Origin of the sequence: Kitasatospora purpeofusca (assembly GCF_042691725.1) — a bacterium.
Lineage (GTDB): Bacteria > Actinomycetota > Actinomycetes > Streptomycetales > Streptomycetaceae > Kitasatospora > Kitasatospora purpeofusca_B.
On record NZ_CP170483.1, the window covers coordinates 80,746 to 101,955 of the forward strand.

At 70.6% G+C, this 21,210-nt stretch carries 21 protein-coding genes and 5 pseudogenes; 18 read left to right on the forward strand and 8 right to left on the reverse strand.

What is annotated here, in order from left to right; translation table 11 throughout:
• Positions 1-21: 21 nt before the first annotated feature.
• Positions 22-705, reverse strand: coding sequence for a hypothetical protein (locus tag ACFCLZ_RS00370; RefSeq protein WP_380282530.1), 684 nt, complete (start codon positions 703-705; stop codon positions 22-24).
• Positions 706-1,183: 478 nt separating this feature from the next.
• Between ACFCLZ_RS00370 and ACFCLZ_RS00375 the strand changes: the two are divergent.
• Positions 1,184-1,869 (forward strand): annotated as a pseudogene (locus ACFCLZ_RS00375) (transposase); the annotation flags it as partial.
• Here ACFCLZ_RS00375 and ACFCLZ_RS00380 read toward each other — a convergent pair.
• Positions 1,862-2,344: a hypothetical protein gene (locus ACFCLZ_RS00380; protein ID WP_380282531.1), complete on the reverse strand. Its 483-nt coding sequence runs from the start codon at positions 2,342-2,344 to the stop codon at positions 1,862-1,864. The pseudogene ACFCLZ_RS00375 and the gene ACFCLZ_RS00380 sit on opposite strands and share 8 nt — an antisense overlap.
• Positions 2,345-2,483: 139 nt before the next feature.
• On the opposite strand from ACFCLZ_RS00380, the pseudogene ACFCLZ_RS00385 reads away from it, so the two are divergent.
• Together ACFCLZ_RS00385 and ACFCLZ_RS00390 are read left to right on the forward strand one after the other, a co-directional pair.
• Positions 2,484-2,627: pseudogene (locus ACFCLZ_RS00385) on the forward strand (IS256 family transposase); the annotation flags it as partial.
• Between the two features lie 107 nt (positions 2,628-2,734).
• Positions 2,735-3,316, forward strand: coding sequence for an AAA family ATPase (locus ACFCLZ_RS00390; protein WP_380282532.1), 582 nt, complete (start codon positions 2,735-2,737; stop codon positions 3,314-3,316).
• A gap of 76 nt (positions 3,317-3,392) precedes the next feature.
• Here the strand turns inward: ACFCLZ_RS00390 and ACFCLZ_RS00395 are convergent, their stop codons facing one another.
• Positions 3,393-3,629: a hypothetical protein gene (locus ACFCLZ_RS00395; RefSeq protein ID WP_380282533.1), complete on the reverse strand. Its 237-nt coding sequence runs from the start codon at positions 3,627-3,629 to the stop codon at positions 3,393-3,395.
• On the opposite strand from ACFCLZ_RS00395, the pseudogene ACFCLZ_RS00400 reads away from it, so the two are divergent.
• Both ACFCLZ_RS00400 and ACFCLZ_RS00405 read left to right on the forward strand, forming a co-directional pair.
• Positions 3,616-4,146, forward strand: a pseudogene (locus tag ACFCLZ_RS00400) (IS110 family transposase); the annotation flags it as partial. The gene ACFCLZ_RS00395 and the pseudogene ACFCLZ_RS00400 overlap by 14 nt on opposite strands.
• A gap of 78 nt (positions 4,147-4,224) precedes the next feature.
• Positions 4,225-4,839, forward strand: coding sequence for an SMI1/KNR4 family protein (locus tag ACFCLZ_RS00405; RefSeq protein ID WP_380282534.1), 615 nt, complete (start codon positions 4,225-4,227; stop codon positions 4,837-4,839).
• A 357-nt stretch (positions 4,840-5,196) separates the two neighbouring features.
• Here ACFCLZ_RS00405 and ACFCLZ_RS00410 read toward each other — a convergent pair whose 3' ends face one another.
• Positions 5,197-5,685, reverse strand: a complete 489-nt coding sequence (locus tag ACFCLZ_RS00410) for a hypothetical protein (protein WP_380282535.1) — start codon at positions 5,683-5,685, stop codon at positions 5,197-5,199.
• 374 nt (positions 5,686-6,059) lie between these two features.
• On the opposite strand from ACFCLZ_RS00410, the gene ACFCLZ_RS00415 reads away from it, so the two are divergent.
• Positions 6,060-6,413 carry a hypothetical protein gene (locus tag ACFCLZ_RS00415; RefSeq protein WP_380282536.1) on the forward strand — a complete coding sequence of 118 codons (354 nt, stop codon included), beginning with the start codon at positions 6,060-6,062 and terminating at the stop codon, positions 6,411-6,413.
• Between the two features lie 104 nt (positions 6,414-6,517).
• Here the strand turns inward: ACFCLZ_RS00415 and ACFCLZ_RS00420 are convergent, their stop codons facing one another.
• Positions 6,518-7,936, reverse strand: coding sequence for a beta-propeller fold lactonase family protein (locus tag ACFCLZ_RS00420; protein WP_380282537.1), 1,419 nt, complete (start codon positions 7,934-7,936; stop codon positions 6,518-6,520).
• A gap of 494 nt (positions 7,937-8,430) precedes the next feature.
• Positions 8,431-10,434: an alkyl/aryl-sulfatase gene (locus tag ACFCLZ_RS00425; protein ID WP_380282538.1), complete on the reverse strand. Its 2,004-nt coding sequence runs from the start codon at positions 10,432-10,434 to the stop codon at positions 8,431-8,433.
• Between the two features lie 146 nt (positions 10,435-10,580).
• Here ACFCLZ_RS00425 and ACFCLZ_RS00430 point away from each other — a divergent pair, with 146 nt between their 5' ends.
• The 8 genes and pseudogenes from ACFCLZ_RS00430 (at position 10,581) to ACFCLZ_RS00465 (ending at position 15,261) form a co-directional block, all read left to right on the forward strand.
• The gene (locus ACFCLZ_RS00430; RefSeq protein ID WP_380282539.1) at positions 10,581-10,910 is read left to right on the forward strand and encodes a hypothetical protein; all 330 of its coding nucleotides are present in this window, start codon (positions 10,581-10,583) and stop codon (positions 10,908-10,910) included.
• A gap of 345 nt (positions 10,911-11,255) precedes the next feature.
• On the forward strand, positions 11,256-11,576 hold the full coding sequence (locus ACFCLZ_RS00435) for a hypothetical protein (protein ID WP_380282540.1): 321 nt from the start codon (positions 11,256-11,258) through the stop codon (positions 11,574-11,576).
• Positions 11,577-12,100: 524 nt separating this feature from the next.
• Positions 12,101-12,301, forward strand: a complete 201-nt coding sequence (locus ACFCLZ_RS00440) for a hypothetical protein (RefSeq protein ID WP_380282541.1) — start codon at positions 12,101-12,103, stop codon at positions 12,299-12,301.
• A gap of 2 nt (positions 12,302-12,303) precedes the next feature.
• Positions 12,304-12,843, forward strand: coding sequence for a DUF6879 family protein (locus tag ACFCLZ_RS00445; protein ID WP_380282542.1), 540 nt, complete (start codon positions 12,304-12,306; stop codon positions 12,841-12,843).
• A 23-nt stretch (positions 12,844-12,866) separates the two neighbouring features.
• Positions 12,867-13,274, forward strand: a pseudogene (locus ACFCLZ_RS00450) (Scr1 family TA system antitoxin-like transcriptional regulator); the annotation flags it as partial.
• A 103-nt stretch (positions 13,275-13,377) separates the two neighbouring features.
• Positions 13,378-13,665 carry a Scr1 family TA system antitoxin-like transcriptional regulator gene (locus ACFCLZ_RS00455; protein ID WP_380282543.1) on the forward strand — a complete coding sequence of 96 codons (288 nt, stop codon included), beginning with the start codon at positions 13,378-13,380 and terminating at the stop codon, positions 13,663-13,665.
• A 148-nt stretch (positions 13,666-13,813) separates the two neighbouring features.
• Complete coding sequence (locus ACFCLZ_RS00460; RefSeq protein WP_380282544.1) at positions 13,814-14,341, forward strand: ferredoxin; 528 nt, start codon at positions 13,814-13,816, stop codon at positions 14,339-14,341.
• A gap of 686 nt (positions 14,342-15,027) precedes the next feature.
• Positions 15,028-15,261 carry a hypothetical protein gene (locus tag ACFCLZ_RS00465; RefSeq protein ID WP_380282545.1) on the forward strand — a complete coding sequence of 78 codons (234 nt, stop codon included), beginning with the start codon at positions 15,028-15,030 and terminating at the stop codon, positions 15,259-15,261.
• A gap of 18 nt (positions 15,262-15,279) precedes the next feature.
• Here the strand turns inward: ACFCLZ_RS00465 and ACFCLZ_RS00470 are convergent.
• Together ACFCLZ_RS00470 and cas6e are read right to left on the reverse strand one after the other, a co-directional pair.
• Positions 15,280-15,555, reverse strand: a pseudogene (locus ACFCLZ_RS00470) (transposase); the annotation flags it as partial.
• 445 nt (positions 15,556-16,000) lie between these two features.
• A complete protein-coding gene (gene cas6e / locus ACFCLZ_RS00475; protein ID WP_380282546.1) occupies positions 16,001-16,756 on the reverse strand; it encodes a type I-E CRISPR-associated protein Cas6/Cse3/CasE in 756 nt (251 codons plus the stop codon).
• A 781-nt stretch (positions 16,757-17,537) separates the two neighbouring features.
• Between cas6e and ACFCLZ_RS00480 the strand changes: the two genes are divergently transcribed.
• The 4 genes from ACFCLZ_RS00480 to ACFCLZ_RS00495 all read left to right on the forward strand — a co-directional run bounded on the left by ACFCLZ_RS00480 (position 17,538) and on the right by ACFCLZ_RS00495 (position 20,413).
• The gene (locus ACFCLZ_RS00480) at positions 17,538-18,497 is read left to right on the forward strand and encodes a hypothetical protein (RefSeq protein ID WP_380282547.1); all 960 of its coding nucleotides are present in this window, start codon (positions 17,538-17,540) and stop codon (positions 18,495-18,497) included.
• Positions 18,498-18,789: 292 nt separating this feature from the next.
• Positions 18,790-19,185, forward strand: coding sequence for a hypothetical protein (locus ACFCLZ_RS00485; protein WP_380282548.1), 396 nt, complete (start codon positions 18,790-18,792; stop codon positions 19,183-19,185).
• 525 nt (positions 19,186-19,710) lie between these two features.
• A complete protein-coding gene (locus ACFCLZ_RS00490; protein WP_380282549.1) occupies positions 19,711-19,977 on the forward strand; it encodes a hypothetical protein in 267 nt (88 codons plus the stop codon).
• Positions 19,978-20,137: 160 nt separating this feature from the next.
• Positions 20,138-20,413, forward strand: coding sequence for a hypothetical protein (locus ACFCLZ_RS00495; RefSeq protein WP_380282550.1), 276 nt, complete (start codon positions 20,138-20,140; stop codon positions 20,411-20,413).
• Positions 20,414-21,210: the final 797 nt, after the last annotated feature.

The following is a 21,210-nucleotide window of genomic DNA, read 5'->3' on the forward strand; positions in this document are numbered from 1 at the left end:
GCCCGCCACCCGACGAGTGTCCTACTCGCAGGCATAGAAGAACGCAGCCCTGTCGTTCGTGGAGTCGCCGACGTAGGAGGCCATCGAGCTCGGCAGCTCGCGCCAGAGCCCAGCCGCGCCGCCGTCGTACGCGTCTACCTTAAGAGCACCGGTGTTGACCCAGCCCGAGGTCTGGTTCTCGAATCCGTAGCCGGAGAAGTAGACCGGCGCGCTGCAGTGCTCGTAGTTCCACTGCAGCCTCTTGCCGCCGAAGTCGGCGTGCTCGTAGAAGCAGTACCAGCGGTTGTCCGAGGCGCCGGCGTGGCAGTTGTGGCAGTCGACCGCGAGGGAGTCACCGCTCTGCAGTACCTCCTGGATCTGGGCGGGGGTGGCTCCCCGCTGCTTGAGGGCCGCAGGGCTGCTGGCCGGCGCGATGGCGGCGCCCGGGAGCGGGAGGGCCACGATGGGGTCGCCCCCGTTGTACGACACCTCGTTGGCGCTGATCTGGACTCCGCCGCGGGTCGTGGCCAGTTGCTGGTCGATCTCGCTCTGCAGCTTGGTCTTGGCCGTCGACGACAGGGCCTGCACCGCGGGCCGGCTGTCGGCGGCCGCCCAGTAGGCCGCCGATGCCGAGACGGCCCCGGCCGCGTCTGCGGACGTGGAGGCTGCGGCCACCCCGCCCGCAGCCAGGATCAGCGCGACCAGCGCGCTCGATACCTTCTTCATCGGTCCCCCCAAGGAACGATCATGGAATCGGGAAGCGGCTCCCGCACCGGAAGCCGCGTCGATGACTCTAGAGACGACCAGAGACCACCCCGAAGGCTCGAAGCCCAGTTCGAGGAAAATTCCGACCACTTCGAACCCGACCAACAGAAACCAAGCTCCAGGAACGCGAGAAAACCGAATTACACTTCAGGGGAACATGTCGGCATATTTCAATAACTCAACCCAAGGAGTACGAATCTTCTTGAGGTTTTATTCGATCGGGTAAGATTCCAACCCGATTCCGTGGCGGAATCATCCGTAGCAGAGGTCGCGACTCCCCTATCGAACTGTCCGAAAATCTCCACCCCGGAGACTCCAATGTGAAGGGGGTTCACCAGCGAGGCGAACGGACACGCACTCCCGAAATGCCCGGAATGAGACCGGGAACTGATGATGGGAGTCGAGCGACGCGAACGGAAACGGCCGGCCGCTCGACCACGGGGCCGCACTCGACCACCCGGCGGTCCTCGCCCTGCTGAAGCGGTTCGGCTCACCGGCCGCCCTGCGTAAGGCCGGACGCCGCCGCCTTCTCGCCGTTGCCCGGCCCTTGGCCCCGCGCATGTTCGAGCGCCTGGTCGAGGAGATCCTCACCGCGCTCGACGAGCAGACCGTCGTCCCGGGCAGCGAGGCGGCAGCACTGATCGTGCCGAGCCTGGCCGGCTCACTACGAGCCGTCCTCGACCAGCGCAGGCTCCTGGAGGAGCGGATCCAGGAGCTGCTGGACGGCACCCGCTGTCGAAGGTCCTCACCTCCATGCCCGGCATCGGGACCAGGACCGGCGCCCGGGTCCTGATCGACGTCGGCGACGCGAGCGCGTTCCCGACCGCCGCCCACCTCGCCTCCTACGCCGGGCTCGCCCCGGCGACCCGCAGTTCCGGCTCGTCCATACGCGGCGAGCAACCCTCCCGCCGGGGCAACAAGCAGCTGAAACGGGCGTTCTTCCTGGCCGCGTTCGCCTCGCTCAGCAACCCGGCCTCCCGCGCCTACTACGACAAGAAGATCGGCCAGGGGAAGCGACATACCCAGGCACTCCTCTGCCTGGCCAGGCGCCGGGTCGACGTCCTGTTCGCGATGCTTCGCGACGGGACCTTCTACGAGTCCCGGCCGGCCACGGCAGTCAGCTAACGTGCGGACCCACCAGCAGCACTACGCGGTCGGCCGCAGGATCGAACCCTAGAACTGGGTGGAGCGGGTCAGACTCCGGACTCAACGTCACCGGCTTGCCGAGCCGGCGCCCGATCGCCCGCAGCAGACGGCACAGCAGATTGACGCCGTCCTGGCCCCGCAGTTCCCGCAGATCAACATCGAAGTCGATCGAGCTGGCCTCATATGCTCGAAAGATCACCAGGAATCCCGTGGCGGGCCAGACCCTCAACAGTGCGTCGGCGCCCTCGCTGCGGGCCAGTATGTCCGCGGCTCGCGGCAGCCGAGCCACGACGCCGTCCTCGGAGTACTCGCACGACCACCCCTGCGATCGCACCAGATCGAGTACCGCCTGCCAGTCCTCGACCGAGGTGTCTGCGACCCGCGCATCCGGCAGCGACCCCATCAGGTCAGGGTCGAAGAAGTTCCTGACGTCGTCCCACAGCAGATCCGGCATCCCGCCATGCTGCCTGGCCACCCGCCCGAACGCAGCCCGATTTCCTTGACGAACCCCATAGAGACACCCCCCGCCTCCGGACCCGTCGAGCCGCCCCGGCCTTCCCGCCAGCATCCGGCGTGAGGACGGAACCGACAATGCCAGCCGCCGTCTGGTGGTCCGCAACGGCCACCACCGGCCCCGCACTGTCGTCACTGCCGCCGGACCCGTCGAGGTTCGGGCCCCGCGCGTGAACGACCGCCGCGTCGACGAGGCCACCGGTGAACGGCAGCGGTTCTCCTCGAATCAGGCCCGATGGCGGGCGATCACCGGCGCCCACCTGGTGCCCCTCGTCCGAGCGGGAGCCAAATTCGACAGCGGCGTGCTGGTCGAGCGTGACACGGTGGCGGCATGAACCCGCTGACCGTCCAGCGCACTACCCGTCCAGACGGCCAGGTCACCGTGCTGACGGGGCCTCCAGGAGCCGGAAAGAGCACCGTGGCCGCGCTGCTTGCCGATTGCCTCACGCCCAGCGTCCACCTGCACAGCGACGACTTCTGGCACTACATCAAGCAGGGCCGAATCGCGCCCTACCTGCCCGAAGCCCATCAGCAGAACAAGGTGGTGCTGCAGGTGCTGGTCTCGGCGGCTTTCGGCTACGCCAGCGGTGGCTATCAGGTCGTCTGCGACGGCATCGTCGGTCCCTGGTTCATCGACTTGTTCCGCGCCGCGGCCAGGGAGCAGGCCGTGCCGCTGAGCTACGTCATCCTTCGCCCGGACCGGCCCACCACGCTGGAACGGGCAACCGGCCGCACCGGTGATGCACTGACCGACCCCGCGCCGATCCGGTCACTGCACAACCGGTTCAGCAGCCTGGGCATCTACGAGGACCACGTCCTGGATTCCAGCAATCTGACCGCCGAGGCAACCGCCGACGTCGTCCTGCAAGGAATCGCGCAGGGCGCCTACCTCCTCGGCCCAATGGCAACCTGACCGACTCAGGCGGCCCGATCCACAACTCTTGACAATTGCTCGCGACAACCCCCGCGACAGGCTCCGGCACCGCCGCTCACGGGGTGCGGTCCTTCACCGGGCAGAGCTCGGCGTGCCGTACCCGGTCCTCCCACCACCGGTCAGCCGGGGCCGAGAGGCGGGCGGCCATCAGCTCCCGTCGGGTCGGGGCGGGCAGCACCAGCGGCCCCAGCCCCCCGTCTCCCGGTCGCTGACACACTGCGGCCAGCTCCAACACTGAGCCCGCCTTCCCGCCGATCGAGCCCCACCAGCCCCAGCTGGTCGAGGACGCCATGGGCAAGCAGATGCTCGCCCTCCTGTACCAGCTCGACGCCGCCTGCCAAGCCGCCGACGAGCTCGCCCCGGCCGTCGAGGGCCTCTTCCCTCGGCACCCCAACGCGGAGATCCTGCTGTCCTCCCCGGGTCTGGGCATTCAGCTCGCCGCGCGCGTCCTGGCCGAGGCCGGTGACGACCGTGCCCGCTTCGCCGACGCCCGCGGCCTCAAGGCCTACGCCGGAGCTGCCCCGGTCACCCGCGCCTCCGGGAAGAAGAACCACATCGGCCGACGCATGATCAAGAACAACCGTCTCAACCACGTCGGCCACCTCTGGGCCTTCTCCGCCCTGCGCACCTCACCCGGAGCCGGCGCCCACTACCGCACCCGCCGCGAGCACGGAGACTGGCACGCAGCCGCCCAACGCCACCTCTTCAACCGCTTCCTCGGACAGCTCCACCACTGCCTCCAGCACCACGTGCGGTTCGACGAGAACACCGCCTCCCCCACCCCGGCCGTCACCGCAGCCGCAGCCTGACCAGCTGCTTCACCGCGACCCGGAGGTGGTGCTGCACAGCTTCGCCCGTTGACACACCGGTGAGGCAGACTGCCCGTCATGACAACGGCTGATCACGACGTCACGGCCTCCTGGAGCCGCATCGGCACCTGGCTCGCCACGCACACCCGACGAGGCCCGGTGAGACCTGCACCGGATACCGCCCGGCTGGACGCGTTCGAGGCGAACCTCGGCCTGCCCCTGCCCGCAGACCTACGCGCCTGGTGGCTGCTGCCCGACGTCAGCGCGAGCTACTGGATTCCGCAGGTGTTCGCCCCGGTCTCGCTGGACGAGGCCCTGGAGACCCACGAGATCTGGCTGCTGGTTGCCGAGCAGGAAGGCGAGTCGTTCGACGAGAACGGCCAGCCCGAGAGCCGCTACCAGCGGGAGTTCATGCCGATCGCGTTGAGCCCCGGCGGCGACGGGCTGATCGTCGACCTGCGCCCCGGAGACACCCACGGCGCGGTACTCCTCTGGGACCACGAGACCTGGGCGCAGGATATCCCCCAGTGGGCCTCAGTGGCCTCGATGCTCCAAGACATCACCCATGCCTTGGAGACCGGGACACCGGTGCTTCTGAGCCACGCAGCCCTCGGCGGCTCCCAAGAACCCAACACCGCCACCATCGACAATGCACTCGATCTCACCTGGGAACCCACCACTCCAGGCCACTGATCAGACCCATTCCGCTTGAAGCTGTAACCACGTGCGATGTCTGCGGGTTCTACCCGGCTTCCAAGGCTTCCGGAACCGACGGCGGGACGGCCGTCAAGGTACCGGGGACGCCCTCCAAGGTGACCGCCACGGTGGGACTCAGCCTGCCGCTTCGCGTATGGCCGCGGCCGCGGCTGCCGCGACAGCGGGGTCGGCGAGGATCGCGGCCGCCACCGCCTCCGGGGTCAGGGCCGGCGCCTGTACCGGCACCGGTGGGCGCACGCTCTCCCGCAGCCCGGCGATGATCTCGCGCGCACACCCCGAGCTCGCGGGTGTCCTCGTCCAGGTGCCCGGCCATGGCCGGGCCGAGCAACACGGTCACCGCCTCGTCCAGGTGCCCGAGGACTGCCCGGACCTGCTGCGGACAGCGTGGCCGGGCCAGGGCGGGGTACTTGCGGGTCGGCGCGAAGGCCCGGCGCAGCTGGTCGGCGGCCCTGTGCAGGTCCTCCACCGCGTCGTAGAGCACGGCGTCCTGGCTGCTGAGGGCGGGGAGCGCGTAGTAGCCGGCGCCGGCGACGTCCTGGGGGGCTCGCCGTCGACGGCCAGATCGCGCAGGCCGATGATCCGGGCGAGCTGGTCGACGGCCACCACCAGGTCGTCCGCGGCCTCCCGGATGCCCTCGCGCATCCGGCGCAGGGTGCCCAGCCGCTCCTGGATGTCGGTTTCCTTCTCCTCCTTCGCCAGCGCCTGGTCCTCGGCGCCGAGCAGCCGGTGCGCACCGACCAACGCCCCGGCCGCCCGACGCAGCTCCTGCTCCTGCTCCTGCTCCTCCAGTTCCAGCCCTGTGTCCGGTGCCGATGCCGCCATGGCCCCGCTCCCCTTCTGTTCAGACTTCGTCCGCGCGGCAGGTGATCGCACACCCGCGCGCGGTGGCGCGGCGAAGCGCCGCGCCACCGCGTACGACGAGGCCCTGCCCCCATCGACACGGGGGCCGAGCCATACCCGGCCCCGGGCACCCCGCCAGCCGGAGTGCGCTCGGCGGTGGCGGACCCGCGGCTCGAGGCCGAGAAGAGGCCGGCCATCACCGAGCCGCCTGCCGACCCGTCGGCGCGGCCCGCCTCGAGGACCTGGTCGAGCACGGCCCCGCCGCCCCGATCCGGCACCCGCTCAGCACCGAAGGCCGGTGCCCGTGCGGCTGGACGCAGCCGCAGCCCTGACCGGCGTCCGTACGATTCCCTGCCGTGGGCAGGCTGAAGACCTTCGAGTGCCCCGACCGTCTGATCGAGGCGCAGCGCGCGCTGGAGGCCGCGCGGGCCGAGCGCCGGGCGCACCTGGCCGCGCTGCCGGCCTTCAGCGGCGACCTGGCAGCGGCCCGGGAAGGGCTCGCCGAGGAGCTGCTGGCGGAGTCGGCGCGGCTGGAGGAGGCCGAGCGGCAGGCCGCCCACGCCGTGTGGTCCGACGAGTACTGGGCCGGCCTGTCCGGTGAGGACCGGGTCACCGCCCGCAGCCGCCTCCAGCACACCGACGAGCAGGCGGAGGGCTCGGCCGCACAGTCCGGCGCCGGGGGCCGCGCCGCCGCACGTCACGCCTGGTAGGTGGATGGTGTGGCATCGGGTTCACGGGGTCGGCCGTTCCTCCCGGGTGTGGGGAGGAACGGCCGGTGCTGGGCCGGTGTGCGGCCCTGTTGGTGCTGAGGCTGTCAGGCGCAGTTGATGAGGAGCGAGGTGACGGCGGTGCAGGTGCGCGATGCGCTGTCGTTGGCGGGGTTGGGGTCGGTGGGTGTGCTGGTGGTGCGGGTGGCGGTGACGGTGTAGGGGGTGCCGAGGCTGAGGATGGCGACGGGCACGGTGATCTGACGGCTGGTGGTGGCGCCGGGAGCCAGGCTGGTGGTGGTGCAGGTGGCCTTGCCGGTGGTGAGGGTGCAGTCGGGGCTGGTCGCCCCGGTGGGGGTGGGCAGGTCCACGGTGACGGTGGCGGAGGCGAGGGTGCGGGGTCCGTGGTTGGTGAGGGTCACGGTGTAGTCGATGCGGCCGTTGAGTAGGCCGGGGCGGGGGGTGGCGGTCACTTCCACGCCGAGGTCGGCGAGCGGACGGTCGGCGATCGCGATGTCGACGGGGGTTGTGCCCACGGGGATGCCGCTGGTGGTGTGGGTGGTGGTGTCGATCACGGAGACGGTGGCGGAGTTGCCGTTGGCGGTGTAGACGTGGTCACCGTCCGGGGTGACGGCGACGCCTCGGGGGGTGTTTCCGGAGGCGGTGGTCGCGGTCACGGTGTTCGTCGCGGTGTCGATCGTGGCGATGGTGGCGCCCTGGCCGCGGGAGACGTAGACGTGCGCACCGTCCGGGGACGCGGCGACGTCGTACGGGCCGTCGGTGAGGGGGATGCTGGCGGACACGGTGCCGGTGGCCGTGTTGATCACGGCGACGGAGTTGGAGTAGGGGCGGGTGACGTAGGCGCGGCCGCCGTCGGGGGTGAAGGCGACGCCCTGGGGGAATCCGCCGACGTTGATGGTGGCGGTCACGGTGTTCGTCGCGGTGTCGATCACCGATACTGAGCGGGCGTTGTAGTTGGTGACGTAGGCGCGGCTGCCGTCCGGGGAGACGGCCACCTCCTGCGGGGCGCTGCCGACGGTGACGGTGGCGGTGACCGTGTTGGCCGTGGTGTCGATGACGGTCAGTCGCTGGAGGGCGCTGTTGACGACGTAGGCGCGGGTCCCGTCGGGTGAGACGGCGATGCCGTTGGCGCCGTTGCCGACGGGGATGGTCGCGGTGACGGTTCCCGTCGAGGTGTCGGTCACGGTGACGGAGCCGGCGTCCCCGTTGCTCACGTAGAGGCGGGTTCCGTCCGCGGAGGCGGCCACGCCTTTGGGGCCGTCGCCGACCGGGAAGGTGGCCGTGACGGTCTGGGTGGCGGTGTCGATCACGGAGACCGTGTCGTCGCTGTAGTTCGTCACGTAGGCGAGCGGCGCCTCAGCCGTGGTCCGTGCCGCGGGGGCGGAGTACGCGGCGGGGGCCACGGCGGTCAGCGAGGCCACGGCAAGGCCGCAGGAACCGGCGATCGCGAGGAGTCGGCGGCCGGGTCGGCTCCAGGACCGGACCGATGTGGTGGGCAGGCTCATGAGGGGTTCCTCTCGTCGGGCCCGGCGTGGGAGCACATGGCCCGGTGGCCGGCCGGTAGCCCGGGTGGTGGTGTGGACGGTCGGACGGTGGTGCGGCGGGTCACCTGCCGCGCCGAGCGCGGGCCGGAGTCGCGGCCCGTCCGAGGCGCACCCCGGTCCTGGGGGGTCGGGGCCGTGCCGGGACACGGTGTCGGCGAGAGGCGCCGACCCGTCAGGGCCGGTCATGTGCGGCTCGACGGCGTGAGGCTGTCGCGGTCGACGTCGTCCAGGAAGAGAACCGCTCCGGCTCGGAGCGGGTCGGCTCCTCGGCGAACTTCCCGTGCGCCTCGGCTGGCTCGGCCGGGTGGTCGTCGAGGAACCGCTCCTCGGCGTGGAAACCCAGTCGCCAGAGCTTGCCCTGGTGCCGGAGTTGGAGGAAGCCCTGGTACTCGGGGTGGCCGACGGGTCCTGCCCCTCCTGCGGGCGCGGGGAGGGGGCGGGACCGGCGGGCGGGGTCAGGGGGTGGTGAGGCCGAACCAGTACTCGAAGGTGTCGAGGAGGGTGTTGAGCGTGTTAAAGGGGTCGATGGTGCCGCTGGTGACGGTGAGGGAGCCGTCGGCGAGGAGCTGGTCGGGGGTGGCGGCGGCGATGGTGAGCCGGTTGAGGCCGTCGCGGGTGATGTCGTAGACGGCGTCGGCGGTGGCGGCTTCGAGGGTGCCGGGGTACTGGACGAGGACGCCGTTGCGCACGCGCAGGGTGTAGGTGGTGGGGTCCTCCGGGAGGCCGTCGGTGACGGTGAGGCCGATGGTCAGGGCCTGTTCGGCGGCGTTCGGTCCGTTGAGGCGGATGCCGAGGTAGTCGAAGAGCATGTCCAGCGGCATCGCGGCGAGGACCGGCGGGGTGATGATCTGCGGGGAGGGCAGGGCGACGGGGCTGTCCGCCGGGCGGACGCGCAGTTCGTTGGCGGCGGCGAGGTAGAAGTTGCGCCAGGGGCCGCTCTCGGCCTGGTAGCCGAGCTGTTCGAGGATGTCGGCCTGGAGGCCGCGGGCGTCGCTGTTCGTGGGGTCGGCGAAGACCACGTGGGTGAGGAGCTCGGCGGCGAACCGGTAGTCCTGGGCGGTCTTGGCGTTGTCGAAGATCCCCCGGGCGATGTCCACGACCTTGTCCGCGCCGCCGAAGGCGTCGACGTACCGGGCTCCGGCCTCCTCGGGCGGCAGGGTGTGCAGGTGCGCGGCGTTGCCGTCGTACCAGCCGAGGTAGCGCTGGTAGACGGCCTTGGAGTCGTGGTTGACGGTGCCGTAGTAGCCCCGGTTGAACCACTGCCCGGCCAGCGAGTCCGGTACGGCGCCGTCGAGTTCCTCGCCGATCTCCGTCATGGTCCGGCCGTGGTTGGCCAGGCGCAGCGACTGGTCGTGCAGGTAGCGGTACAGGTCGGCCTGCGAGGTCAGGAACGAGCGGACCGTCTGCGGCTCCTCCGCGCTGTTCCAGCGGGGCCAGAAGTGGGAGGCGAACAGGGAGTCGGAGCGGTCGGCGTACCAGTCGGTGGACTGGATCAGGAACTGCGACCAGGCCTTGGCGTCGCGGACCTGGGCGCCGCGCAGGCTGTAGAGGTTGTGGAGGGTGGGGGTGGCGTTCTCGGCCATGCACAGGGAGCGGATGTCGGGGAGGTAGAAGTTGAGTTCGGCCGGGGCCTCGGTGCCGGGGGTGAGCTGGAACTCGATGTTCACCGGTCCGAAGGTGTGGACGACGCCGGGGGCGGCGAGGTCGGAGGTGACCGTGAAGGTCGGGGCGAGCAGTCCCGAGGTGCCCAGGGAGTTGGCCTTGCCGAGGCCGGCGTCCACCTGGCCACGCGCGGAGCGCTCCAGCAGGGAGCCGTACATGAACTGGGCGCGGCGCTGCATGGCGTTGCCCGCGTAGACGTTCTCGCTGACGGCGTGCTCCAGGAAGCCGTCGGGAGCGATGATGTCGACGTCGGCGGGCTGGGTCCGGTCGTCCCACAGGCCCAGCACGCCGCCGTAGTGGTCGAGGTGGGAGTGGGTGAAGATCACCGCGCGGATCACCCGGTCGTCGCCCCGGTGCTCGCGGTAGAGGGCGAGCGCGGCGGCGGCGGTCTCCTCGCTGATGAGGGGGTCGACGACGACGATCTCCCGGGAGGCGCCGGTGGGGTCCTCCAGGAAGGTGATGTTGGACAGGTCCAGACCCCGGACCTGGTAGACGGCGTTCTCGACGACCTCGAACAGGCCCGCGTTCATGTTCAGCACGGCGTTGCGCCACAGGCTCGGGTTGACGGTGTCCGGAGCCTGGCCGGTCAGGAACTGGAACGGTGCCAGCGACCAGGCGGGCACCGGGCCACCGCCCTCCTTCTCCACGGTGAAGTCGGCGGGCAGCGCGGCGACCAGGCCCCGGGCGGCGAACGCGGCCTCCGCGTCGGCATCCGGGTCGGGCACCACGACGGCGGCGTTCAAGTCCCTCGTCAGGGAGGTGGCGGGCTGGGTCTCGGCACGGTCGTGAAGAGCCACGGGCGTTCCACACCTTTCGTCGGCGGACGGGCAGGCCGGTACGGCACACGGAGGGTGAGGGAGTTCGACGTCGCGGCACAACAGACGAACCGGCCTCACCCCCATTGAACACGCTGCGTAGCGGCATGCACACATACGGTACGGGCGTGGTTGTGGTCATCTGTAGCCCTCTTCCGGACAACCCGCCGACGAAACCGGCCACCCACCCCAAGACCCGTGCACCGTCCACCCCTCGCTGGCCGCCCGATCGGCAGCACGCCGGCGAGCCGGCCTTCAGCGGTGATCTGGAGGCAGCCCGGGAAGGGATCGCCGAGGAACTGGCGGCGGAGTCGGCGCGCCAGGCGGAAGCCGAGCGCCAGACCACCCCCGCGGTGTGGGCGGACTCGTTCCGGGCCGGACTGTCGGGCGGGGACCGGGTCGCCGCCCGCAGCCGGCTCCAGCACGTCGGCAAGCCGGCCGAACCCACGGCTGCGTAGTCCGCCGCCGGGCGCCGCGCCGCTGCCCGTCACGCCCGGTAGGGCATCACCGCGGGGGCGGCTTCGTCGGCGCCGGGCGGCAACGTCGGCAGCGGCCAGGAGGGGTCCGGCTCCCAACCCCCGTGTCGTCGCCGCCTGTCACGATGGACACTGCTCCTTGACACCTCAACAGGCCGGCTTGAATGTCTTCCTCGAAGGCTGGTCAAGAAATGGCAAAGCCGCGAGAACGGCGCAGGTCGCGAAGGGTCCTCCCCGCAGGCGCGGGGGTCAGTCGGTGGCCAGCGAATCCGGAACCTGGTTCGACGTGGCTTCGCGGTGCTGCGTGTCCGTCTACGCTGGGCGGCCATGGGCTACGACCTGCACATCACGCGGCGTGAGTACTGGTGGGACGAAGCAGGCGGGGACATCAGTGCGGCGGAGTGGGGGGCGGCGGTAGCCGCAGAGCCAGGCCTCGTGGTGGTCCCGCTGCCTGTAGGCAGCCCGGAGGGGGTCGCCGAGTTCGTCCTGCGGGAGAGCGGGGAGTCGTCTGGCCACCCCTTGTGGTGGCTGGCTGGGCGGATCAAGGCCAAGAACCCGACGGATGAGATGGTCACGGTCATGTGCCGGCTGGCGAAGACGCTGAATGCCCGGGTCCAGGGTGAGGAGGGTGAGCTTTACGACATGTGATGTGTGGCCACGACAAGAGGTCCTGGCCCATGAGGGCCGCAACGTCGGCATCTACCACGATGAGCGGAGTTCCTTGACACCACAACAGGCCAGGCCCGCCGGAAGGCCTCGACGGGCCAGTCTTGGAACAGCAAAGCCGCCGGAAGGAGCAGGTCGCGAAGGGTCCTCCCCGCGCCCGCGGGGGTCAGCCCTGGGCCCTGAGCTGCACGTTCTTCCAGTGGGGGTCCTCCCCGCGCCTGCGGGGGTCAGCCGGCCTCGATGTAGCCGCGGTACTTCCGGCGCGTGCCCTCCCCGCACCCGCGGTGGTCAGCCGTCGCCGAGCTGGAGCGGCGACATGCGGTCCCAGTTCTCCCCGCGAGCGTGGGGGTAGCCCTTGGCCCTGTTTCACTAGCACGTTGAACCCGCGTTCGCGGGTACAGACCGCCCCGCCCTCCTCGGAGAGCGGGGCGGTTCTCTGCGTTCCGGGCCCGGGCGCGCGCCGTCCCGCGTCATCCTGGTGCCTCACGATTCGAGAGGGGCGCATCATGCAGCTCAGGTTCCTCGGCAGTACGAGCAAACACGGCGACTGCCCGACCCTGTACGAGACGGAGACCGGCGACATCGTCGTCCAGGGCGACGAGCTGACCGATCCTGACGGTCTCGCGCAGCTGCTCCACCTCAAGGAGGGCGAGACCGCAGTGGCCATCCCGCGGGCGTTGCTCACCCGGTTCGCACCGAAGGAGTGACCGTGCCCGAGATCATCCCCTTTGCCGAGGCCGCGCCGCGCCTGTTCGAGGCGTTCGAGCACACCGCGTTCCGGCTGGAGATCCGTCGCGGCTACGCCTCCGATCGTGCTGGCGCACGATACCGGGCGTTCCTCACCGGCGTGATGCCAGCCTACGAGCCGGACGTCCCCTGGAACGTCAGCGTCCGGGCCGCCGTCGCGGCCGGGCGCCGGTACGAGCGGGTCCGCATCGTCGACAACCCGCTTACCAACGGACAGAGGTTCCTCCTCGCCTCCGGCCTCGGCAACGTCGAGGCCGGCGAGGACATCCGCAACCTCCGGCGTGCCGACGCCGACCGGCTCGGCCTGCCCGGGTTCGACTTCTGGCTGTTCGACAGCAGGACGCTCGCCCGGTTCCACTTCGATGATGATGATCGGACGCTCGGCGTCGAGGTGATCACGGACCCGGCCGAAGTCCTGGCTGCCTGCCAGGCGCGCGATGCCTCCTGGCACTACGCCTTCCCCACCGCGTCGTTCGCGGTGGGGATAGCGTCCGGGGCGTGAGTACCGACTATCAGCAGGGCCGGGTGGCCCTCGGCGCGCGGCTGCGCGAGCTGCGCACCAAAGCCAGCCTCTCCGGGCGGGCCCTGGCCGGCCAGCTCGGCTGGGTGCAGTCGAAGGTGTCGAAGCTGGAGACAGGCCGGCAGACACCAAGCCCGGCGGACCTGGAGGCCTGGGCCTCGGCGACCGGCAAGCCCGGGGTCGGGGCCGAGCTCCAGGCCCGTCTCCAGGGCTTGGAGCCGCAGTACCGGTCCTGGAGCCGCCAGCTTGTCGGTGGACACCGCGAGCGCCAGGAAGCCGCGGTACTGGAGACCCGACGGACCGACCGGATCCGGGGATTTGAGTCGGCCCGGATTCCGGGCATGCTCCAGACCGCCGAGTACGCCCGCCACATGCTCGCGGCTGGTGCCAAGTTCATCGGCTCACCCCGGGACACGGAAACCGCCGTCCGCACGCGGATACGCCGCCAGGAGGCGCTCTACGAGCCCGGCCGGCGCTGCGGCAGCGCTCTACGTCACCATCGGCCCGGCCGAGGTGATGGCCGGCCAACTGGACCGCCTCGTCGGCCTCCTCGGCCTGGACACCGTCGAGCTCGGCGTCATCCCGCTCAGCGCCCCCGTGCGCCGAACTCCCGCGCACGGGTTCTGGATCTACGACGAGCGCCTCGTGATCGTCGAGACCATCAACGCCGAGCTGTGGCTGGACAGCGCGGCCGACATCACCCTGTACAGCAGGGCCTGGGAGTGGCTCGCCGAAGGCGCCGTGACCGGCCACCAGGCCCACCGACTGATCAGCCGCGCGCGAGCCGCGCTCACCGCCCGCTGAGGATCACCGAGCACGATCCTCGGCGATCCGAGAACATCCCATGAGCTGGAGAGTCAAGCGGCGAGTGCGTGAGCTCAGGGGGACCGGGCGGTCCCCTTCCCATCGGTGGCCTGTCGTTCAGCTCGAACGAATGCCCTAGTCTCGGCGGATGACGCTCTACTTCGACCCGGTGGCCATCCTCGGCAACGACCGCGATGCCTTTCGGGGCCGTTGGGAAGACCGACTGTGGCTCAATGTCCCCGGGCCCATCTACGGCGGGGAGACCGACACCTGCTGGACGGGACGGCTCTCGGCGCCCGCCCACGTCCTCTATGGAGGCGAGTACCTCAGCGAGTACGTCTACCGCCAGCCCCGAACGCCTGCGGACACGGCCATGCTGGTCGAGGCGGCAGACAACGACCCGTTCCTCGGGTACGGCTGTGACGGCGACTCGCGATGGACACCGGAAACGGTCCGGGAGTGGTGGCGTAACCGCAGCCAGGTCGTGCAATACCTGTCCGATCAGCGGAGCAAGTGGGATGAGGGCGATGCCTGGGCAGGCCAGGGCATAGCCGCCGCCGTTCGCGAATTCAAGCTCTACATCGCCGGTGATCTGGCAACTGACCTGCGGATCTACCTCTACTGGCTGGAAGAGCGCCGGTCCCCCACCCCCGTTGACCGGTTGCCCGAGCTGTAGCGTCCTGCGGCGAGTGCGTGGGATCGCTGGGACCAAGCTGTCGCCTCGTCGTACGGCGTGCCGGTCCTGAGACAGCCGTGCAGGATACCGACGAGGCCGGACCACCGGCTCGCGGTGACCTCCAGGCGCAGGTGGGCGCTGGGCCAGGGGCCGGGGGTGAGCAGGACGGTGCCGGTGCGGCGCAGGTGCGCGGCGAGCCGGTCCAGGGCGCGCGGCAGCACGGCGGTCCAGCCCTGAGAACTCGCTGCGCGGCTACGACGCCGGGGCCGTCGACTTCATCGTCAAACCGCTCGACCCCTGGGTCCTGCGTGCCAAGGTCACCGTCCTGACCGGCATGTACCTCAACTACCGCGGCACACCCCGCACCATGTCGGCGCAGCACTCCGAGAACGCCACGCACTGGCCCCTGCCCACTGCCCGACGGCCCCACCAGCCGTCCTGACCGCCCGCCGCGCCCGGCTCGGGAGCGCAGCGCCCGGCCGTCCCTGGATGCCGGTTCGGCGCCGTCGCCCCGGGCGCCCGCAGGGCCGGACGGCGCGGGGAAGCAGGCCGAGGCCAAGCAGCGCGGGCGAGAGCGGTAGCGCGTGCTGGAGCAGGCGCGTCGGGGGGTGCCCCTGTGTGTTTGGTCAAGGTCCAAGACCAGTAGGTTCGTGCGGGCAAGGGCGAGCCGAGCCGTAGGGGTGTGCATGAGTGATTGCCAGGTCACGATCCAGCTCACGAGTGACGAGGCACTGGTACTGTCGCACTGGCTGGAGAAGCTCCAGATGACGGACCTCAGCCGCGTTGTCGACGATCCGGCGGTCTGGGCTCCGATCCATCGGATCACCGGAACGCTCGACAAGGCGCTTCCTGGGCTGTTCGCGCCTGACTATGACCAGCGGCTTGAGGCCGCTCGTCAGCGGCTTCGGCCTGAGGGTTGATCGAGCAATCTGGATTCCTCACCTGGCTGCAGCCGGTTGGGGCTGGTAGAAGGTTCCGTCGGGGAGAATCGCGAACAGGACGTCGGCCCGGCGTCTGGCGGGGCAGAGCAGGGCCTGGGTGTGGTACTTCTCTCGGGCGATCTTCTTGTCGTAGTAGGCCCGCGATGCCAGGTCGCCGATTGCGGTGAACACGGAGAGGAAGAAGGCCCGTTTGAGCTGCTTGTTTCCCCTCCGAGAGGGCTGTTCGCCGCGGATCGAGGAGCCTGAGCTCCGGGTTACCGGAGCGAGACCTGTGCAGGCGGTCTTCCCCGCGCAGGCGGGGGTCAGCCGCCCCAGCACCTGACCGGCCTCTTCCGCCCGAAGTCCTCCCCGCGAGCGCGAGCGCAGGGTCAGCCGAGCCGGTTCACGGCGGCGACGGCGAACCGCGAGTCCTCCCCGTGCAGGCAGGGGTCAGCCAGGGTGACCGCCGTGGCCGCCTCGTACCTCGAGGTTCTCCCCGCGAGCGCGGGGGTGATTCCTTGGCCCGCACAGTCTCCAGGCGCTCCAGGAGCAGGCACCGGGCAGCGGCGCGGGCCTGCTCGGCGGCCTAGTCGGCGTCGGCCAGTGGCGTAAAGGCGAGCCGGGTGAGGGCGTCGGCCCGGTAGGCGTCGATGGCGTCCCGGACGGTCTCAAGGCCGGATCCGAGGACGTCCTCGCGGACGGTGCCGACGCGGCCCGTGCCACCTGCACGGGGAGGACGTCACTGGTCGCTCCGGTGGGGGGCGAGGCCGAGCAGGCCGCAACCGTAGGCCTTGCCCTTGCCGATGCCGGCGGTCAGGCGGGTGCGTAGGAGGTCGGGGTCGGTGATGCGGGCGGTGCCCTCGAACAGGACGCGGTCGTGTTTGATGCGGTTCTGGTCGCTGCGGCGGGTGCCGCGGACGGCGTCGAAGGGTTCGGAGCGCAGGGCGGTGAGTTGCAGGCCGGCAGTGTCGGCCTGGCGGGTCCACCAGTCGTCGGCGGCGGCTCCGCGCAGCGGCACGACCGGACTCAGGTTGTAGAGCTCGCGGGTGGTGCGGCCGGGCTTGCGGATCGGGTTGGCGGCGATGCGGTAGCGCACGGAGAGGCCGGGCCGCATGGCGGTCAGGAGCGGGGCGAGGGACTTGGTGGCGCCGTGGCCGTGGCCGTAGCCGGGGGGCCGGGTGAGGTCGGGCAGCCCGATGGCGAGCGGGCCGGCCTCGCCCTCGAGGCTCACGTACACCACCGGGCGTTCCTCACCGCCCTCGCCGACGAAGCAGAAGGCGTTTCCTGAGCCCGCCCGCGCGAACTGTTCCAGCCGGGCCCCGGCGGCGAGACGGACTCCGTCCTCCAGCTCGTGGTCGGCCGGACTCGTCGCGTCGAGGTCCGCGACGCCGGCAAAGAACGCGACGACCTCCCCATCGGCGCCCAGAAGGCGCAGCAACGCGTCGGGACGGACCGGGTCACTGATGCCGCCAGCTGTTGGAGTCGATCCGTTCACCCCGCAGCCGTGACCGGGGCCTCGGCGCCGGCCGCGCCCCGGGCCAGGAACCGTGGGTGTGCGGTCCTACTGTCCCGTCTCATTCGACCTTTGCCGGTGTCGTGGGTGCTGAGCTGGGCAGATACAACCGAAGGTGAGACGCTGCCGCCGGGCTCGTCTCACTCCTCGTTGCCGCTCGAACGCGGATCGACGGGGCTGTCTCACCTTCGCTCGCCGGTGACGTCGATTCCGGGACCGGCATCGGCCCGCGTCGAAGCTGCCGCGCGGCGGAGGGTGGCTGTCCGGTCGCGGCGCATCCGGCAGGTAGCGAGCTGCTGACCTGCTGAGGTGCCAGGTCGTCTGAGAAGGCCTTGCTCTCCATGTCTCAAGCTGCCTGGATCCTTCGGACCTGCTGGCGCAGTCCACCGGGATCCTGCCCGCCTGCCTCCACCCGAGGGGCATCCCAGCCGGAGGCTGGTGCAGGCGGGTAGATGTGAGCGGCCGCAGAGCGTGTCGGCTGTGCGCTCGCGCGGACCTGTGGCGACGTTTTCCTGAGAGAGCAGAGGCCGGTGCGTGGCCGAGGATCTCCGTGGGCGCCCGAGGGCGTCGCGGGCAGAGCTGTGGAGGCGGTATGCGGAACGGGCGTGTTGGACATCGTCGCGGGTGGTCGCGGACGGCGGCGGTCGGAGCGGTGGTCGCGTTGGCGGGGCCGGTCCTCGGAGCCGCGCCGGCGGGCGCGTCCGAGCCGGACCCCTTCGGCCGGGAAGACCGTATCCTGATCGCCGATCAGTTCAACAACCGCGTGGTCGAGGTGGACCGCGACCACAACGTGCTGTGGCAGTTCGGCGACGGCTCGCCGGTCGCAGGCCCGAACTCCATCGTCGGGACCAACGACGCCGAGCGGGTTGGCGGTGGCCTCACACTGATCGCCGGCACCGGGACACCGGCCGGTGCCGACGATTCCTGCCCGATCGCCACGTTCCCGAACGGCTGTCCGGACAACCGGGTGATCCTGGTCAACCGGGCCGGGAAGATCATCTGGCAGTACGGCCAGGCCGGCGTCACCGGCAGCGGCTTCAACGAGCTAAACACCCCGGTCCAGAACACCGCGCTGCCGAACGGCAACGTCCTGATCACCGACCAGGGCAACGAGCGGGTGATCGAGGTGAACAAGGACCACCAGATCGTCTGGCAGTACGGGCAGACCGGGACGATCGGCTCGGGGTTCGACCAGCTCAACAACCCCAACAGCGCCGAGCTGCTGGAGAACGGCCATATCCTGATCGCCGACGAGAACAACAACCGGGTCATCGAGGTGGACCGGGACCACAACATCGTCTTCCAGTACGGAAGCCCGAGCGACACCACCACCCTGAACGGTGCCGCCTTCGCCAGCCGTCTGCGCAACGGCAACACGCTGATCACGGACTCCAACAACAACCGGATCGTGGAGATCAACGCGCAGAGCCAGGTGGTCTTCACCTACATCACCAACACCCGGCCAGGCAGCATCGACAACCCGCTGCCGACCCGGGCCGTCAGGCTTCGCAACGGCCACACGCTGATCAGCGACCAGTTCAACGACCAGGTCATCGAGATCGACAAGAAGTCGAAGATCGTCTTCGCCCAGGGCTCGATCCAGCAGGACGGCAACGGGTTCAACCAGCTCAACGCTCCCTATGACGCGAAGGTGATCGGCGACTTCACGGGCCTCACACCGCCTGGCGACTTCGCGGAGCACTTCCAGGACGACGACTGCTGAACGACTCCGGATCCCGGATCGGTGAGACGAGTGAGACGCCACCAGGTCCGGTGAGACGGGACAGCTGCGGTCAAACTTCGATGAGACAAACCCTTGCCGGTCAGACTTCGGTGAGACTCGTCAAAGTTCGATGAGACAGGTCCGCCTGTCAGAGGACAGCTGGTCGGTCTCCGGACTCCTTCGCTGTCAATGTCTCAGGTCCCGCGCGATCCGCTGTGACCAGGAGAAACGGGCTGGGACCGTCTCAGCAAAACGGACATACCGGCCCTGCTGGGGCAGACCTGGGGCAGGAGTGTCCCAGGTCTGCCCCAGCTCCCGGGGCGGTCGGCGCCGGCCTGTTGCTGCCGACGGTATCCGCTCGCACCGCGGCCCGTGGGCCGTTCCGGCCCACAACACCCCGCTGGCGCGGGCAGCGCGCCGCCGGTCGCACGGGCGTGCGACCGGCGATGGCCGGATATCCGAATCCTCCGGTCTTCCCGAAGACCTCCTTGCCCTCCAGCGCCGGTGGTACGCCGCCGAGGCCGCCCGGACCGCCGACCCGACCGAGGAGAACCGGTCCGCGCTCACCGCGGTCGGCGCCGAGCTGCACGCCCACCCGCACTGGGCTCAGGCCGGCAACCGCCACGAGGCCCTCATGCGGTTGCAGCAGGACGCCCGGCCGAACCCCGTGCAGGACCCGGCCGCCTGACCCGCCCGCGCCCGGGTTCCGGCGCCCGCCTCGGGGAAGGGGCGGGTACGGGCGAGCGCGAACGGCACCGGGAGCTCGCCGGCCCGGCCTCGCAGGCCGAGGCCCGGCGGCTGACCGGGGAGCTGCGCGCCGCGATCGAGGAGGTCCGCTCCGCCGTCCTGGCCCTGGCGGCGCGGGTGCGCGCCGCGTACCGGGCGCGGGTGTGGACCGCGCCCGGTACGGCGGGTGGGCAGCGTACGCGGGCGCCGAGTTCGGGGCGAGCCGCTCGACCGCCTACCGGCTGCCCGACCTGGCGACCACGGCCGAGGCGATCGAGGACGTCGTCGGCCGCCGCGCCGGCCCAGGAGCTGTCCCACGCGTGGGACACCGGCCTGGTGCTGCCCGTGCGGGCGGTCGTCGAGCTCAAGGGCCGGATCGCGGAGCTCACCGACCTGATCGCCGAGCGCCTGGCCGACGCCCAGGCCGAGGACGGCCGGCCGCCCGAAGGCGCGGTCATCGCCGAGATCGTCGCACGCTCGGTCTCCGATGTCCGCTCCCGGCCCGACGTGCCGGCCGCCGAGCTCGCCGTCTCCAGCGGCCCCGACGGCTGGAACGCCGAAGCGGCTGGCCGTACGCCGCGAGCTCGGCCTGCTCGCCCTTCAGGTCGCCCCCGGCTACCTCTCCGACCGGCAGGCCGAGGAGGCCCTGGACGTCCTCGGCGACTGGATCGGCGGCACCGCCGAGCAACTGTTCGCCGAGCGCCGCTACGCGCTGACCGGGACCCGCGGGCCGTCGAGGGACCGTAGGGGGTGAACGGGATGGCGACCGGGAACGGAAGAACCGCAGGCGGGCCGGACGGGGCGCACCGGCGGCCGTCGGGGTTGGACGACGCGACCGTCGAAGCGCTAGGGGTACTGCCGAAGGCGCTGGAGTACACGGTGCGGGCACGGGGCATCTGCTGGCCTTCCACCAGATGACCGGCGGCGGGGACCGGATGCTCGCCGAAGCGGCGCGCCTGCTGCGCGCGGCCGGCCACCAGGAGCAGGCCGACCTCGTCGAGCGCCGCCTGGTGGGCCGCGACGTCCTGCCGGGCATGTGGACGTATCAGGTCGTCGAGGCCTACGACGACACCTACTACCGCGTTCTCGAACAGGCCGAGGAGCAGGTCCGCCGCGAGGTCGCCGCCGGACGCCGCCACCTGTGGGAAGCCGGGATGCAACAGGCCGCCCGCAACCGTCGACAGCACTGACCAGCAGCGGTCGACCGGTGGAACACCGGCTCTGCCGCCCGGCTGCGGTCCGACTGCGCTGCCGGGCGCTCCGGGGCCATCCAATTCGCTGGCCCGGCGCGCGCCGGGCCGACGTGCTGGCCACCGAGTTCGCTGCCTCCAGCGGCCCCGACGGCTGGAACGCCGAACAGTGGCGCTCCTACGTCATCCAGGGCCGCCTCCGAGCGTGCCATGCTGGAACACCTTCTGGAAGTCGACTTCGACAGTCTCCTAGGGGTCGTATTCAAAGCTGATCAAGTGATGAGGGATCATGGCATTCATGGTGCGTCGTCATGAGCTTTCGGATACCGAGTGGGCTGTGCTGTCGCGGTTCCTGCCCGCTCAGCACCAGCCGGTCGTCCGTGGTCGGACGACCGGCTGGTGCTGAGCGGGATCGTGTGGACGCCGCGGACCGGCACGTCCTGGCGGGACGTGCGGGAGTGATACGGCTCGTGGCAGACCCTGTACACCCGCTTCCGCCGGTGGGCGCTGGACGGCACGTTCTCGAGCATGCTCCACGCGATCCAGGCCGAGAAGGACGCGGCCCGGGACATCGGCTGGCTGGTGTCGGTCGACTTCCCACAGCGCATGCAGACCTCGCGGTCGAAGGCCGGCAGCCGCCCACATTGATCGACCCTCACTCACCGACGGACCACCGTCCGTAACCCACCCACCACCTCCGCCCACCGATGCGGCAGCTCGTCAGCCAACCTGCTCGCGGTCGCCCGTATCCTCCGGCACACGGGAGACACGGGCGACGTGAGCAGACGACACTCGTG